Consider the following 16,865-nt stretch of genomic DNA (forward strand, 5'->3'; position numbering starts at 1 on the left):
TTTTTTTATATAACTTTTTTTAAAGACAATTTATTTTTTATCTAAAAATAGAATTAAAAAATGAATACACAAATAAAATACAAATTATTTTCCATAAGTCTCTTTAAAAGAAATAATTCCTTACAAGAACAACCAGTTTTAAGACATTCTGTATTACAAATATTTACAACGATCTATAAATGAGATAACTCAGAGATAAAAATAAAAAAAAACTCACTATTTGTATTGTATACGAATAGTGAGCTTTCAACCAAAACGACCATTTGGTTTTTCTTTCGAATAAACATCCGACAAAGTAGTGGGCTGTTTAATTAGCTATGATCTCAAAACTTTTATTATCGATTTTCACAACTTTTAAAGCTTGTGAATAACTTAATAAAAAAGAAACGACTTCCTTTTTTGGTTTTAAGTCTTTAGAAGCTAATGCTTTCTTAGAGTAAATTTTCGCCATACTATGAAAATGTTTTATACCAGTATAACGCGGCAATATCTAAAATAGTATTAGTTGGTTAAAATAATTTGATGCTTATCTATAATTTTTCTTAAATTCATTAGCGCATAACGCATCCTGCCTAAAGCGGTATTAATGCTCACACCTGTGAGTTCAGAGATTTCCTTGAAACTCATATCCTGATACATTCGCATTACCAATACTTCTTTTTGATCTTCCGGAAGTTCCTGAATTAGTTTTTTTAGATCAACTTCAACCTGATCAACAATCATTTTACCTTCAATAGTTAAAGAATCATCAGACATAATCGAAAATATCGAAAATTCTTCCGTTTCTCTGTACATTGGCATTTTTTTGGTTTTACGAAAATGATCTACAATTAAATTGTGGGAAATACGCATAACCCAAGGCAAAAATTTACCTTCTTCATTATATGAATTGGATTTTAAAGTTTTAATAACCTTAATAAAAGTGTCCTGAAAAATATCATTTGAAATATCTCTATCGGCAATCTTAGAATATATGAATCCATATATTTTAGACTCGTGCCTTTTTATTAATGTTGCTAAAGCATTTTCATTGCCTTCAACATAATTTTTAACCAATAGAGCGTCAGGAATATGCAGATCAGCCATAATACTACTTTTTTAGTTTTGTTTAAAATTTGGAGTAATTTTCTAAAAAGTAATTTTATTGTATAGGCTTGTCTTTTTTTGTTTGTTAATATGTGTCCAAATTTAACAAATTTTTATTTTATAAAGCAAATGAATAGAATAATAATTAATAGTAAAATTCGAAATAATATCAATTAATTTTAAATTTTATCGACAAAGTGCTTCCAAATCTTAAATAATTGGAATGTTTTAACAGTTAAAAAAAGAAGCATAACTATCTAAAATATTTATTATGAACAAATTACACTTCTTTTTTTTAATAGTAATTATTTTATATTATTCATAAACACGAACATAATCAATATAAAATTTTTGAGGTAAAACTGTATCATCAACTGCTGGTCCTCCAAAATTTCCCCCAATGGCTAAATTAATAATGATGTAAAACGGTTTATTAAAAGGCCATGTATCTTCATTTTTAAGTTCAGGCTGAAATGTATAAACTAAACCTTCATCAACGAAAAAATCAATTTTATCTTTATTCCACTCAATAGCATAAACATGAAAGCCTTCTTCTATATTTGGGAACTCTGTCCTTTTGGTATTAATTGTATTTCCGTGACTGTCCTGAGTATGCAGGGTTGTGTAAACCATATGCGGATCTCTGCCAATATATTCTAAAATATCAATTTCACCTGTTTTAGGCCATTTTACCTCATCAATGTTAGCACCTAACATCCAAAATGCAGGCCACAAGCCATGACCAACTGGTAGTTTAGCTCTTGCTTCAATCCGTCCATACAGAAACTCTTTCTTTCCTTTAGTTGTGATTTTTGTCGAAGTATATTTTTCTCCTTCTTTTCGGGCTTGAATAATCAGATTACCTTCTTTTATTTGATGATTCGTTTTGGTATAAATTTGTTTCTCATTATTTCCCCAACCACATAGATTTGGGCATCCGTCACCGACTTCAAAATTCCAGACAGATTCATTTATCTTCTTATTAAAATTTTCTTCCCAAATCAGTTTTCTTTTTACTTGCTGCGCCATGCAAAAACTACTAATCATAAAAAGCAACATTACTTTTTTCATCTCAATATTTTTTAAATTAAGAAATTAAGAAGGCCAGCAAAACTGACCTTCCAATTTTCATTTTTACTAATTAATTATTTATTGATAAACCCTTACATAATCAATCTCCATAGAAGACTGTGTAAAAGCGGGATCAATGTTTCCTCCCAGGTTTCCTCCCATTGCAACGTTTAATATTAAAAAGAAATCGCTATTAAATGGTAATGAAGCCGTATTCGCAACTGAATGTATGAGTGTTTCATCTGCGTATATTTTTATGGAGGCTGGACTCCAAACGGCTTTGTATACATGGAATTCAGTAGAAACATTTGCTATTGTTTTACTTCCTGAGTCAGCACTGCCGCCAAAACGACCAGGATAATGCAATGTCCCAAGTACAACATTTTGATTGTTCCCTACATGCTCCATGATGTCAATTTCTCCACAGGCAGGCCATGGCTTCGTTGCATAATTTTGACCTAACATCCAAATTGCAGGCCAGGTTCCGGCACCTATTGGAAGTTTAGCCCTGATTTCTACTTTTCCGTAAGTAAATTTGAATTTATTGTCACTTACTAATCTTGCAGATGAATAAGCTACACCTCCCGAAGATTCTTTCTTGGCAGTAATTTTAAGGTTTCCACCCTGCACAATTACATTCGTAGCAGAATTAGTATAATTTTGTTTTTCATTATTCCCCCAGCCATTATCTCCGGTTCCTAAATTATATCCCCATTTTGCTGCATCAGGAGCACCATCTGTATTAAACTCATCAGACCAGACTAAATTAGTGTAATCTACATTTGTATCAGGAACCTGAGTTGGTTTTGTTGTTGTAAAAACATGATACCATGCCAAAGCAGGATTGCCTCCCATAACAGCTCTCACTACCATCCTGTTAGCCGTAATAGATAAGATCTCGTAAGAGCTCTGACCAATGTAATAGCCCATAAAACCACCATCTGAGAAATTTAACATGGTGCCTCTTGTTTGGGTAGCGTGATTAGGATTTTTAGTTACTACAGATTCTGACGGACTCAGGGATACATTTTTTACCCCACCTGCATTATATGTCAGACAAGCATCATCTGGTGAACTTCCTCCTGCCACACTTGCAAAAGCAGCATTAAAGAAGGTTGAACCGCCATTATCCAACTCGTATTTTAATTGTTCTCCATCCAAAGAAAAAGTCAATACGTTTTCATACAAACAACTACTGGCCGGAGATCCTGCTTTTTCAAAAACAGCTGCCTGATAATAGTTCGCATAATAATTTTTCGTTGCATCACCATCATTTTGTCCCACTCCTAAATGCCCAGGCTCAGAAGCTGACCAATACCATTTTTTTGACGTTCCTCCAGTCAGGAAATTAACTGCATCCGGATCGCTAAAGTTACTTAGAACCTCAACTTCAATTGTAGTATTAGTAGCTATACCTCCTTTTCCGTAAGCAATAGCTGTAACGATATATTTATTTACGCCCGTTTTGGTAAATCGTTTATCAAAATGACCACTTGGTGAATTTTCTGAAGTTCCATCACTAAATACATATTTATACGAAATAACATCTTCTCCAGTGGCTACAAATTTTACGATTCCTGATCCATCCCCATAAGGTTCTGCGGCTGTTTTTCCAACAATTTCAGCAGTTATCTGTATGTTTGTTGGAGCATTAATATCTCCAAATGCGTAATCATCTTTCTGACAACCCGTCATCAGGAGAATCGCAAATAAGAATACTATTTTTATGATTATTTTTTTACTCATGATTTCTTTTTTTAATTGGATTGTTTTATGTCATCGAAGTAATACACAGAACCCGTTCCCATTTGTCCGAAGTCCGGGAATAAAATTATCCTGTCGTATTTATTGGCTGTACTAAAATTTGGAGCTGTAGTCAGATCAAACGTCAATACCTGCCATGCATTTGCTGTTGTGGTTGTTGCATGTGCTTCAAAAAATACCGTTGGATTTCCATTTCCATCTTTTGGAGATGTTGACACTTCCATTTTGTATAAAATATCTGCACCAACTTTAGGAGACCACGCATTTACTTTTACAGTAGTCCCTTTAGTAAAATCAATTGTATTTTCTAAGTTCAGACTCGCGCCAGCCCAAACCTGAGCTCCGGATGTTTTCTCAATTTTAACTACTTTGTTAGAAATGTTCGCGCCCGTTTTATCAGGGTTTGTTACTACAGAAACAGGAATTGGTCCAAAACCTGCATCTCCAAAACCACCCCAGGCATACGTTAAGGCAGCAGATTCAAAATCCAAAGGCAATTGCACAGACTGAGCAGCTGTTTTGTAAAAATAAATATTATCGATAAATACTGTTCCGCCAGCCCAAGGGGTTCCAACCAATTTCAACTGAAAAATTTTATCAACTGACAATCCCTGATTTGTAAATGCCGAAATTGGAATATCAATGCTTGTCCATTGATTTGCCGTAAGATCCTTTGTAACAGGCTTCTCAGAAGGCCCAACATTAATCAAGGATGTTTCTAATTTCTGTAAATCTGCTGTCCAGACATCCATATGCAAATATTCCATACCGGAAACATCTATTGATGCACCATCTGCTAAAGCAATTCCCTGATAGCTTAGCTTTATATAATTCAGCATTTTATCTCCGTTCAGATCAAATTCTGCCCAGCTGCTGCCTTGTCCTGCCTGACCCCAATCAGGGAAATAATTAGTTCCTGCAACATTAGTATATTTTGAACCATAAATAGAAATTACATCTCCCGCCTGCCTGTTTGGCGGAGTTGGCGCAGCAGTTGTTGGGTTAAGAACAAGTTTTGCAGTAACCTGAGTACTATATTCAGTGGTTTTAATTGCAGCACTTTTTGAAACAACACGAATTGTATACACGCCCGCATCTTTGTAGGTATAAGAAACCGATTCGCCATTATTAGCCGAAACCGGATCCGGTTTTCCTGTCTCTCCAAAATAAACATCATAAAACAAAGCATAATCTGCACTTGCCTTAACCGTTACTTTTTTCGAAACTGACAAATCATTCGTTACCACAACTACTAAATTTTCAGGAGCCTTAAAAGAAACTATTACCTGTTGAGCTACTTCAGTGGTTTTACCATTTAATCCCATCGCTATGATTTTAGCAGTATAAACCCCTTCTTTATAAACATGTGATGCATTTGCACCAGAAGAAAAATAATCTGACTGTCCACTTCCGTCACCAAAATCAATTTTATATTGTGTTACTCCTTCGCCTTTAGGCAAAAAAGTAACCTTACCTGAATTATCTTGTGTTACCGTGGTCAAAGCCGATATGTTTTCAGGTGCGGCTATACCATTCAGATCAATATTGCTGTCATCGTTTGCACAACCCATCAGGATCGTCAAAACGAAAAAACTTATAATAAAATATATTTTTTTCATAATTGATGTTATTTAATATATCCGGGATTTTGTTGCCAGTTTCCATTTGAGAACTGAATTTCTTCAATTGGAATTGGGAATAATTCATTTTTATTAGCCTGAAAGCCGGGGATCTTCCCTACTGCTTTTCCTGTTCTCACTAAATCGAAAAAACGATGTCCTTCTCCAAAAAGCTCCAGTCTTCTTTCTGCCAGAATAAAATCGGTTAATGCGGCTCCTGAAGCAGAAATATTGTGATTTGTATCACCAAAAGCACGTTTTCTAACTTCATTTAGATATCCTCTCGCTTTACCATCATCAATTCCTCCACGGTTATAAGCTTCAGCTGCCATTAAAAGAACATCTGCATAACGAATCGCTCTGTAATTATTCGGATTCGTCAAATTCAAATCTCCGGCTGCATTGGCACTTCTCTTTCTTGGCAAATATTTTCTGTTAAAAAATCCTGTGTCCTCGTTTCCTTTACTATATTTAACACCTGAATTTGCTGCTGCCCAGGCTGCAATATCTAATATAGCAACATCTTTACGTCTGTCACCAACTTCAAAAGCGTCGGCACTTTCCTGAGTTGGAACATTAAAACTAAAACCCGGCGAAAACAAAGGTCCCTCATAACCACGTATTCCGCTAAAACCTACAGCTACATTTCCTTCACTACATTGCAAACATCCAAACCCTGCACCTTCAACATCTGTATATTGCACTTCAAAAATAGATTCCGGTCCATTTTCACCTTCCATTTCGAACAATGAATTATAATTTGTTACTAAAGAATAAGGAGAAGAACTTATTAAACTTTCTAGGGTAGTTGCTGCCTGTGCAAATTTATTTTGATACAAATAAGCCTTCCCTAATAATGCCTGAGCCGCACCTTTTGTAATCCTGCCTTTTTGAGTAGTTGTTGGAGCCAGATTAGCAATAGCATAAGTTAAATCAGCTTCTATTGAAGCATATACTTCTGCTACTGACGAGCGTGGAATTTTCGTTTCATCTCCTAATTTAAACCTTGCATCTCCCTTCATTGGTATACCTCCAAACCACTTAACTAATTCAAATTGATAGTATGCTCTAAGAAAACGGGTTTCTGCAAGAAGTTGTGCTTTCCCTTCAAAATCAGTTTTATCCTTAAACTCAAGAATATAATTAGTTCTTTGCACTCCGGCAAACATCCAATTCCATATGTCGCGCAAATTGCTGTTGACCGGTGTATGAATCATATCATCTATTTGTTGAAAACCCACTACGTCTGTAGGGCTTTCACCTCCGGCCAAAGTATTATCGGATGCAATTTCTCCTAATAAAACATTTACATATGTAGATTGAAGTATATCATAAGCGGCCACTAATGCCTGGTCATAATCGCTTTTTGAGTTAAAATAGTTTTCTGAATCTATAGAATACTGTGGTGTAGTTTCTACAAAGTCATCCGAACAAGAAATAAAAACTGTAGAAAACAGTATTCCTGTTAAAAGAAATATGTGTGTATATTTTTTCATTTTGATAACAATTAAAAGTTAAGATTTAATCCCAAAAGATAAGTTCTTGGTATTGGATAAAACCCGTAATCAATTCCTCCGGCAATTGGATCTCCGGTAGATGCTCCGGGATCAAAACCTTTATACTTTGTAAAAGTGTAAAGATTGTTTGCCCCTACATATAGTCTAAGTTTTGTAATACCTGCTTTTTGTACAATTTTAGGATCTAAGGTATACCCTAACTGTACATTTTGTATTCTCAAATAAGAAGCATCGTCTACATAATAATCAGAAAAAACGCTATTTGATGTAGCTCCTGTTGTAACTCTTGGCGTAGAATTAGAGGTTCCTTCACCTGTCCATCTGTCTAAAACGTAATCTAAATGATTGACATCAGAAAGATTTCTCTCGTAGTTTCTTATCAAGTCATTACCTAAAGATGCATAAGTGTAAACTGCAAAATCCAGATTTTTATAATTCAGTTGTAAATTAAATCCCATCGTAGCTGTAGGAATCTGATCTCCAATATTTGTTCTGTCTTTGCTGTCTATCACACCATCCTCATTAACATCTACAAATCTCAAGTCACCGGGAGCAGCATTTGCTCCTAAAGCAAGCTGAGACGGATGTGCATCTACTTCTGCCTGGTTTTGAAAAATACCATCTGTTTTATATCCATAAAAATATCCAATTGGCTTCCCTTCCTCCATTCTGGTTGGTGCAAGCTGACCCACAGAAAACGAGCCTCTTTCTATATAATGAGTGGCATTATTTACTTCAAGCACTTCATTTTTAAGAAAAGTGACATTGTATCCAACGCTCATAGAAAAAGTATCAGAAAATTTCTCTTTGTAATCTACAGCAAATTCAAAACCTGAATTTCTTACTGTACCGGCATTTATTGTTGGAGCACCAGCACCCGGAGCACCTATTCCACTAGTACCGGTAACTGCAATACCAGGGATTAATAAATCTTTTCTGGTATCTATAAAATAATCTGCTACCAGCGAAACTTTATTATCTAATAATTTCATATCAACACCAACATCAAATTTCTTAGCTGTTTCCCATTTCACATTCGGATTTGGCAAGATACCTTCCGCCCTGCCGCTAACCAATTCGTCATTAAAAACATAAGTTGCTTCTCCTGTAAGTTGACCTAAATAAGTAAAATCTCCAATTTGATCATTTCCTAAATTACCATAACTGGCCCTGAATTTTAAGAAATTAATCATTTTTTGTTCTCCAAAGAATTTTTCATCAGAAACGACCCAACCTCCTGTAACTGAAGGAAAATATGCCACCTTATTTGCCGGACCAAATCTCGAAGAAGCATCACGTCTGATAATAGCAGAAAGTAAATATTTACCTTTAAAATCGTATTGTAATCTTCCAAAATAAGATAATCTTCTTACATCATAATTATAAGAACTGTTATTTAAAACTTTTGATATGGTTGATATTAATTTAAGATCAGCAAATTCCCATGAATTATAAGGCACATCATAACCCGTTGCAAAAAGTCCGTTACCCCAGGTTTTGTAAATTGTTGTCCCTATCACTCCGGCTACATTGTGACTTTCACCTATTTTTTTTGTATAAGTACCGTAAAGATCAAATGAATAATCATTATCATTTACAGCTCCCTGAGTTACTGAGCTTTGTTTTACATCAAATACTTTACCTCCATAACTAATTTCTTTTCCAAAAGTTTTTGATTCACTGTTTGAAGTATTGAAACCAATTGTGCTTGTTATCACAAAATCTTTAAAAATTTTATAATCTATACCAAAGCTTCCATTAATTTTTTTATAATTATAATCGTTATAAGTATTCGCAATTTGTGCTAAAGGGTTGATAATTTCGTTTCCTAAACCGTTAAGCGGTATAACTGTAAAGTTTCCATCTGCATCATACGGTTTAATTGTAGCAGGAATATTCAAAGCATTAAATAAAACAGATCCTAATCCGTTTTCATTTAATGTTTTTCTTGTAAAATGAGTGTAAATTACGTTAGTCTTAAATTTTAATTTATCGGTTACATCACCACCTACAGCTACTCTTGCAGTATTTCTTAAAAATCCTGATTTATCTGCTCCAACGATTCCTTCCTGATCAAGATGCGATCCGCTAACAGAATAGTTTATTTTTTCTGATCCTCCTGAAATAGTTAGGTCATGACTGATAATGGGTACTCCTTTACCAAAAACTTCATCCTGCCAGTCTGTACCTTTTCCTAAACCAGTCACGTTTGGATAAGGAAGTGGTTTTCCACCGTTAGCATAACTTTCATTTAGTAAAAGAACGTATTCTGTAGCATCTAAAGTGTGTAGCTTTTTTGATGTTTCCTGAAATCCAGTATAAGTATTGTATGCAAGTTTAGCTTTTGTATTTCTTTTCCCCATTTTAGTGGTGATCAGAATGATACCGTTTGCACCAATCGTTCCGTAGATAGCTGCCTGCGAATCTTTCAATACCGTAATCGTTTCAACATCATTAGGGTTCAGCAAGCTTAAATCTCCTATGTAACCATCAATAATAGCAGCCGGTTTGTTTTCGCCATTAGTAGCAATACCACGAATACGAATATCTAATCCCGCACCAGGGGCACCCGATTGACTCGTTACATTTACTCCTGAAACAGTTCCTTGCAGAGCTTGCTCTACTTTTACAGGCTTTAAAGCTTCAATTGTTTTGCTGTCAACTAAACCTACTGATCCTGTAAGATCTCTCTTTTTTTGTGTACCATAACCAATAACAACAACTTCTTCCAATGATTTTGCATCATCGCTCATTTTGACAGTTATTTTGTTACCCGATACAGAAACCTCCTGAGTTCGAAAACCGATGTAACTTAAAACAATTACGGTTCCTTTTGAGAGGCCTGATAATTTAAAAGATCCGTCAAAATCTGTAGTAGTACTTTGTGACGAGTTTTTAACTTTTACATTCACTCCAGGCAGTGCCATACCTGAGCCATCCAACACAGTACCATTTACATCTAAAGCCTGCGAAAACGCAAAAGATGTAAACAGCAACAATGCCATTAATAATAATTTTGGTCTCATAATTAGTTAGTTTTTATTGAAAGCTAATTTATTCGTTCTCTTTACGAAAATGACAAAATTAACCTCAACAAAAAACATACATTACAAAAAAATAAACAATAAAATACACATACCTCAACAAACACCTTTATTTACTAACAACCTTTAAATGTTAATTTATTTAACAAAATAAGTGTAAAAAACACAAGAAAAGGTTAATGTTGAGGTAATGTATAGTTGTTTTAAAGAAAATCTGGCTTTACTATACAGCCATAATATATTCGACTAAACCAACTTCATGTTGTAAATCCATTTTTTTACGTAAACGGTATCTTTTTATTTCAACACTTCGAACCGAAATATTAAATAAGGGCGCAATTTCTTTTGATGAGAGGTTCAATCGCAAGTAAGCACAAAGACGCAAATCATTGGGAGTAAGTAAGGGATGAATCAGTTTAATTCTTTTTAAAAAGTCCTTATCAGCATTATCAAAAGCCTCTTTAAAAACTTTCCATGAATCTTCTTCGGTAATATTGTCATTAATTGTTCTAATTACCGATTTGATATTTTTATCATCATTCTGCGTAGTCTTCTTCAGATCTTCTTTAATAAAAGCCAAAAGTTCATTTTTACTATTTAAACTCATTGTAGAAACCGCCAATTCTCTATTTTTATTATCAACATCCTGAGACAATTGTTCGTTTCTGAGCTTCATTAATTGCTGCTCGTTTTCAAGCTCCTTTATCTCTAATAAAAGATTATTTTCTTCAATAAGTTTCTCTTTTTGCTTTTGATAAAAATTGCGATAGGCTTTATTGATAAAATACCCAATAACAACAAATAATAATAAATAAATAAAACAAGCCAGATTAGTTAGATACCAAGGCTTTAAAACTATAAAAGTATATGTTGCTGTATTCTGCAAAAGTGTATTTGCAAATTTAGCACGCAATTTAAAAGTATATTTGCCAGGAGACAGATTTTTAAAATTCACTGAAGATTTTGTGCTCCATTCACTCCATTCATTCTGAAAACCTTCCAATAAATACTGGTACTCAGAATTGATGTATTTGTTATATTCTGGCACCGTGTAATTCAAGGTGATATTATTTTCATTCGCCTTAAAACTTCCTTCATCATTTAAAGCAACATTTTTTAAAATTTGATTTTGCTTATTAATCAAAATATCCGAAATAAAAACCGTATAGTTTTTAAAACTTAAATCATCGATATTAAGCGTATAATAACCATCTGTGGTCCCAATTAAATAGGTTGATTTTGAAACTTGAGTAATATTTTCAAATCCTGACATAGAATTGGTCAAAGAGGATGGAATTGGAATTATATTTTGCTTTAACTGATTACTTAATTTACTGGCAGAAAAATAATGAATGTAATTTTTAGAAAACAGCCAGATTTTATTAGACTGGTCCACTATTAGTTTTCCCGAAGTATATTCATCCTTTTCAAAAATAGAGCTCAGCAATTTGTCTTTTTCAAATTTTCTTGTAACTGAATTTAATTTAAAAATTCCATCTTTATAAGCATAGTAAATTGCATTGTTAAACTTGGTTAAACTTGCATTCTTTCCTTTCTTAGGAGAGGAATAGGCGTAAAAATCTTTTGCTTTTGAAAAAGAATTATCAGGTTTAAATCTAAAAATCCCTTTGTACTCATGACTTACATAGACTTCCAGATTTTGAGTAATTTCAAAATAACGCGATGAATAATTAAAGTCCTCAATTTTATTTTTAAATATCCATTGATTATTAATTTTCTCTATAACCGAAATTCCATAATAATTCCCCTGAAGTAACACATTTTTGTTATTTGGTGCCTGTTCGAATTTCCATGTTCCTGAACCAGAAAAGATATTTCTTGCCGATGCTTTCTCTATAATAAAAGTTCCCGAATCATGGCCGCAGAAAAGTGCATTATCATATTCAAACAAAGACCATACCTGCCCCTTAGTTCCGCTTATGAACTGAAAATCATCTGCACTTTGATATTTTTTACAAAACAACCCCTGATTTGTTCCCACATACAACATCCCGTCATATGTAATTGAAGTATACACAGTACCCAGGACTCCGGTATCATCTGTAAAACTATGCACAGGCGTTTGCAGATTGATGCAGTTAATTCCGTTATCAAGGCCTACCCAAACATTCTGATCTTTATCTTCAAACAAAGACAAAACGGTATTATTACTCAATCCTTTGTTTTGCGGAATATGATATTTTAGTTTTCCGGTATCTGATAAAATGAAGATTCCTTTAGAAACCGTTCCTAATGCATAACTCCCATCGTGAAGTTTCTGGCTACTGTAAACAAAACCAGATTTTAATTGTGCATCAACTTCTGTTGAAAAGGGTGTTAAAGCTGTTCTGGTAAGCTTATAAAATCCGCCTAATTGTGTCTGAATCAACAAACAATCATCAAGAGTAAAAACATTGACAATGGTGTATTTTTTCAGAATAGGATTATTGGAAATCAATTTTCCTTTTCCTCCTTCTATTTCAAAAAGACCTTCATTAATGGTTTGATAATAAATCGAATTTTTGGTACTGAAAGATTTTACAACCCCATTTTGAGGCGAAATAATTTTGAAGCTTTTTGTTTTTGTATCATAAATATAAATTCTGTTAAGAGACTGAAATAAAATCCATTGATCATATTTTAAAATATTCCAAAACTGTTCATCATCGAGAATTTTATTTTTAATGGTATCACTTAGAGAAATATATATTAATTTACCATTTGATTGTCTGATCCAGTAACCAAAGTTCATATAACAACCTGTATAAATTTTATTGTCTATTACTTTTACAGATCGCATTATGGTTTCGTTTGGAGTTGGATATAACTCCCAATTGGTTCCATTGTATTCTAAAAGCCCCTCATTATTCGCAAAATAAATTCTATTTTGTTCATCCTGCGAAATCATCCAGCTTTGATTTCCAGCACCATACAATGTTGAAGGATATTTTACAATTGGCGGTAATTCCTGCGAAAACAGGGCAAAAGCTATCAAAAAACAAAGTATAGAAAGTTTAGTTTTCAAATGCATTGTGGTTTAGTTTGTTATAAAGCAGTTCTAAAATAGCTTATTAAATCAAACCAACAAATTTTAATAAAAAATCTCCTTAACAAAACATGATAATTTTGGAATAATTAGTTAAAATTTGGAACAACGACCTTAACAAAACTCAATTCTAAATTGATTACTTTTGTACAAATTGACTTTTTTTATGCAAATTGATCTTTCTACACTCGACCCAAAACATAATATTATCATTAAAGGAGCTCAGGTACATAATTTAAAAAATGTAGATGTTGCAATCCCGCGAAATAAACTTGTGGTTATTACAGGTCTTTCCGGATCAGGAAAATCAAGTCTGGCATTTGATACTTTATACGCCGAAGGACAACGACGTTATGTGGAGAGTTTATCATCATACGCACGACAATTTTTAGGCCGATTAGATAAACCAAAAGTAGAATACATAAAAGGAATTGCTCCGGCAATTGCTATTGAGCAAAAAGTAAACACTACAAATGCTCGTTCTACTGTAGGAACTTCTACTGAAATTTATGATTATATCAAACTTTTATATGCTCGAATTGGCCGCACTTATTCACCAATATCAGGGAGAGAAGTAAAAAAAAATACCGTAACTGATGTCGTTTCAGATGTTAAAAATTTCGATCCCGACAGCAAATGGCTATTGCTTTCTCCTATTCATCTTGAAGAAGGACGTCAGCTCGAAGACAAGCTTAAAGTTCTTTTGCAACAAGGATTTGCCCGTATATTAGTCGACAACGAAATGGTCCGTCTGGATGAATTTACACCAACGGATATCCACAAATTAGACAATAAAGATATTTTATTGGTCATTGACAGAATTGTCGTAAAAGAAGAAGAAGAATTCTATAATCGACTGGCAGATGCTGTTCAGACTGCTTTTTTTGAAGGAAAGGGAATTTGTTATCTTCAGGAATTAAGCTCCGATAAAAGATTTACCTATTCAAACAATTTTGAATTAGACGGCATTACGTTCCTTGAACCAAATGTCCATTTATTTAGCTTCAATAATCCTTATGGTGCATGCCCTGTCTGTGAAGGTTACGGAAATATCATTGGAATTGATGCTGATTTGGTTGTACCCAATACCTCATTATCTGTTTTTGAAAGCGCTATTTATCCCTGGAGGGGAGAAAGCATGAGCTGGTATAAAGATGAATTTGTGAAACATGCTTATAAATTTGATTTTCCTGTTCATAAACCCTATTTCGAACTTACAGAAGATCAGAAAGATTTGATATGGAAAGGAAATCAGTATTTTCAGGGATTAAACGATTTTTTTAAAGAACTCGAAGAGAAAAACTACAAGATTCAAAATCGTGTCATGTTGTCGCGCTACCGAGGAAAAACTAAGTGTTATGCTTGTCGCGGGAAACGATTACGTGAGGAAGCTTCGTATGTAAAAATAAATGGTAAAACAGTTTCAGAATTAGTCGATTTACCAATTAAACATCTGGTTACTTTTTTCAAAAACATTGATTTAGATATTTACGAACAGCAAATTGCCAAACGTTTAATGGTCGAAATCAATAATCGTCTATCCTTTTTGACGGAAGTTGGTTTGGATTATCTTACTTTAAACCGAAACTCGGCAAGTCTTTCCGGAGGAGAGTCACAAAGAATTAATCTAGCCACCTCTCTGGGAAGCAGTTTAGTTGGTTCGATGTATATCCTCGATGAACCAAGTATTGGTTTGCACCCAAAAGATTCAGAACGACTGATCAAAGTTTTACTTTCGCTTCGTGATTTAGGCAATACCGTAATTGTGGTCGAACACGATGAAGATATTATGAAAGCAGCAGATATGATTATTGATATTGGTCCAGAAGCCGGAACTTATGGAGGGAATTTGGTTGCTCAGGGAACTTATGATGAAATTTTGAAATCTGAATCTCTTACCGCTAAATATCTGAATGGTGATTTAGAAATTTCTGTTCCGAAAAAAAGAAGAAAATTCAAAAATCATATTGATATCATTGGCGCAAGAGAAAACAATTTAAAAAATATTGATGTTACTTTCCCTTTAGATGTTTTAACAGTAATTACGGGAGTTTCAGGAAGTGGAAAAAGTACACTAATCAAAAAGATTTTATTTCCGGCCATGCAAAAAAAGCTGGAAAGCGCTGCCGAAAAAGCAGGTCAGTTTAGCGACATAACAGGCTCTTTTTCTCAAATTAAGCATATTGAATATGTGGATCAGAACCCTATTGGAAGAAGTTCGAGATCTAATCCTGTTACTTATATCAAAGCTTATGATGATATCCGTGATTTGTATGCTAAAGAAAAACTATCCAAAATAAGAGGTTATCAGGCCAAACATTTTTCTTTTAATGTTGATGGTGGCCGATGCGAAACCTGCAAGGGAGAAGGCTCTATTAATGTCGAAATGGTATTTATGGCCGATGTTTCTTTACCATGCGAAACCTGTGGAGGAAAACGATTCAAAAAAGAAATTCTGGAAATTAATTTCGACGAAAAAAACATCAATGATATTCTGACCATGACTATCGATGATGCTATTGCTTTTTTTGAAAAAAATAAACAAACCAAAATCACTCAAAAACTGCAACCGCTACAGGATGTAGGTTTAGGATATGTTCAGTTGGGCCAATCTTCTTCTACCCTTTCCGGTGGTGAAGCACAGCGTATTAAACTCGCCTCTTTTTTAGTAAAAGGGGCTACAAAAGATAAAGCTTTATTTGTTTTTGATGAACCAACAACAGGATTACATTTTCACGACATCAAAAAATTATTGGCTTCATTTGATGCCCTAATCGAAAAAGGACATTCGATTATTGTAATTGAACACAATCTTGACCTTATAAAATGCGCTGACTGGATTATTGATTTAGGTCCGGAAGGAGGAGAAAATGGTGGTTATTTGTTAGCAACCGGAATACCCGAAGATATAGTAAAAATAAAAGAATCAATAACAGGGATTTACCTCAAGGATAAACTAAACTAAAAAAATCAGCCACGAATTACTTCTTTTACTTGATCGTAATGAAATAATTCGTGGCTAAAATTTTTAATCATTTTTAATTGCTAAGCAACTAAACATCTTTCTTCAAAAGGGACACCATCTTCATCTATAGCAACTAAAATCTTTTTTTGTTTTGATGCTTCTATTGTAAGATATAACCATGCAACAGACCACAAACCTAATGTTAAACAAAAAATTATAAAATTGAATCCATGATTTACAGCTTTTCCTCCTTTTGAAAGTACGGCAAATAGCATTTTGTCGTTACGCTCTTCAAGCACAAATCCTTTATGAACTTTTTTCGAAATCATATTGGAAAATACTCGTAAACTTTCTTCCTGGGTGAATTGATTGCTCTTCATAATCATTAAATTAAAATTAATCTGACTTAATTTCTAAACTTACTGTAACAAAAATACACAATCAAAACCCGCTTAACAATACCCACTTTTAGTGATTTACAAATAATTTTTCAACAGAAAAGAAGAATCGTTATTAATTTAAAAACATAATGCTAGTTTTTATTCAATAAAATAGAAAATAAACAACTATTTATTTTAACATCTTTCATTAATTATATTTAAAAGATCATGAATATTTTTTAAATATATTAAAATGATGATTTGAAATTATTATTTATAATCAATATCCAAAATTTTATCTAAAGAGCACTTTTTAATATATGAGGCGAAATAAAGTAATTTTATTTTCTAAATCGCCTGATTTGTTTCAATA

General features: G+C 33.5%; 10 protein-coding genes. 1 reads left to right on the top strand and 9 read right to left on the bottom strand.

Annotated features, from left to right (window positions below):
* Window positions 1-307: 307 nt before the first annotated feature.
* The 8 genes from JE46_RS24260 to JE46_RS08910 all read right to left on the bottom strand — a co-directional run bounded on the left by JE46_RS24260 (window position 308) and on the right by JE46_RS08910 (window position 13,126).
* Complete coding sequence (locus JE46_RS24260; RefSeq protein ID WP_167343425.1) at window positions 308-451, bottom strand: hypothetical protein; 144 nt, start codon at window positions 449-451, stop codon at window positions 308-310.
* A gap of 50 nt (window positions 452-501) precedes the next feature.
* Window positions 502-1,086 (bottom strand): RNA polymerase sigma factor, encoded by a 585-nt coding sequence (locus JE46_RS08880; RefSeq protein ID WP_031454918.1) that lies wholly within the window; start codon window positions 1,084-1,086, stop codon window positions 502-504.
* Window positions 1,087-1,401: 315 nt separating this feature from the next.
* Window positions 1,402-2,157 carry a glycoside hydrolase family 16 protein gene (locus tag JE46_RS08885; protein ID WP_031454919.1) on the bottom strand — a complete coding sequence of 252 codons (756 nt, stop codon included), beginning with the start codon at window positions 2,155-2,157 and terminating at the stop codon, window positions 1,402-1,404.
* A 78-nt stretch (window positions 2,158-2,235) separates the two neighbouring features.
* Window positions 2,236-3,903, bottom strand: coding sequence for a glycoside hydrolase family 16 protein (locus JE46_RS08890; RefSeq protein WP_031454920.1), 1,668 nt, complete (start codon window positions 3,901-3,903; stop codon window positions 2,236-2,238).
* A gap of 11 nt (window positions 3,904-3,914) precedes the next feature.
* On the bottom strand, window positions 3,915-5,540 hold the full coding sequence (locus JE46_RS08895; RefSeq protein WP_031454921.1) for a PKD domain-containing protein: 1,626 nt from the start codon (window positions 5,538-5,540) through the stop codon (window positions 3,915-3,917).
* Between the two features lie 8 nt (window positions 5,541-5,548).
* Window positions 5,549-7,036, bottom strand: a complete 1,488-nt coding sequence (locus JE46_RS08900; protein ID WP_031454922.1) for a RagB/SusD family nutrient uptake outer membrane protein — start codon at window positions 7,034-7,036, stop codon at window positions 5,549-5,551.
* An 11-nt stretch (window positions 7,037-7,047) separates the two neighbouring features.
* Window positions 7,048-10,083 (bottom strand): SusC/RagA family TonB-linked outer membrane protein, encoded by a 3,036-nt coding sequence (locus tag JE46_RS08905; protein ID WP_031454923.1) that lies wholly within the window; start codon window positions 10,081-10,083, stop codon window positions 7,048-7,050.
* Between the two features lie 241 nt (window positions 10,084-10,324).
* Window positions 10,325-13,126 (bottom strand): triple tyrosine motif-containing protein, encoded by a 2,802-nt coding sequence (locus tag JE46_RS08910; RefSeq protein ID WP_244881874.1) that lies wholly within the window; start codon window positions 13,124-13,126, stop codon window positions 10,325-10,327.
* Window positions 13,127-13,313: 187 nt separating this feature from the next.
* On the opposite strand from JE46_RS08910, the gene uvrA reads away from it, so the two are divergent.
* Window positions 13,314-16,112, top strand: a complete 2,799-nt coding sequence (gene uvrA / locus JE46_RS08915) for an excinuclease ABC subunit UvrA (RefSeq protein ID WP_031454925.1) — start codon at window positions 13,314-13,316, stop codon at window positions 16,110-16,112.
* Between the two features lie 80 nt (window positions 16,113-16,192).
* Here the strand turns inward: uvrA and JE46_RS08920 are convergent, their stop codons facing one another.
* Window positions 16,193-16,492 carry a hypothetical protein gene (locus JE46_RS08920; RefSeq protein WP_031454926.1) on the bottom strand — a complete coding sequence of 100 codons (300 nt, stop codon included), beginning with the start codon at window positions 16,490-16,492 and terminating at the stop codon, window positions 16,193-16,195.
* Window positions 16,493-16,865: the final 373 nt, after the last annotated feature.

This window comes from Flavobacterium chungangense LMG 26729 (assembly GCF_000735715.2).
Taxonomy (GTDB): Bacteria; Bacteroidota; Bacteroidia; order Flavobacteriales; family Flavobacteriaceae; genus Flavobacterium; species Flavobacterium chungangense.

Coding starts and splice junctions, on each gene's coding strand:
- uvrA (WP_031454925.1), top strand. CDS start 13,314: ATGCAAATTGATCTTTCTACACTCGACCCAAAACATAATATTATCATT.
- JE46_RS24260 (WP_167343425.1), bottom strand. CDS start 451: ATGGCGAAAATTTACTCTAAGAAAGCATTAGCTTCTAAAGACTTAAAA.
- JE46_RS08895 (WP_031454921.1), bottom strand. CDS start 5,540: ATGAAAAAAATATATTTTATTATAAGTTTTTTCGTTTTGACGATCCTG.
- JE46_RS08880 (WP_031454918.1), bottom strand. CDS start 1,086: ATGGCTGATCTGCATATTCCTGACGCTCTATTGGTTAAAAATTATGTT.
- JE46_RS08900 (WP_031454922.1), bottom strand. CDS start 7,036: ATGAAAAAATATACACACATATTTCTTTTAACAGGAATACTGTTTTCT.
- JE46_RS08885 (WP_031454919.1), bottom strand. CDS start 2,157: ATGAAAAAAGTAATGTTGCTTTTTATGATTAGTAGTTTTTGCATGGCG.
- JE46_RS08920 (WP_031454926.1), bottom strand. CDS start 16,492: ATGAAGAGCAATCAATTCACCCAGGAAGAAAGTTTACGAGTATTTTCC.
- JE46_RS08890 (WP_031454920.1), bottom strand. CDS start 3,903: ATGAGTAAAAAAATAATCATAAAAATAGTATTCTTATTTGCGATTCTC.
- JE46_RS08905 (WP_031454923.1), bottom strand. CDS start 10,083: ATGAGACCAAAATTATTATTAATGGCATTGTTGCTGTTTACATCTTTT.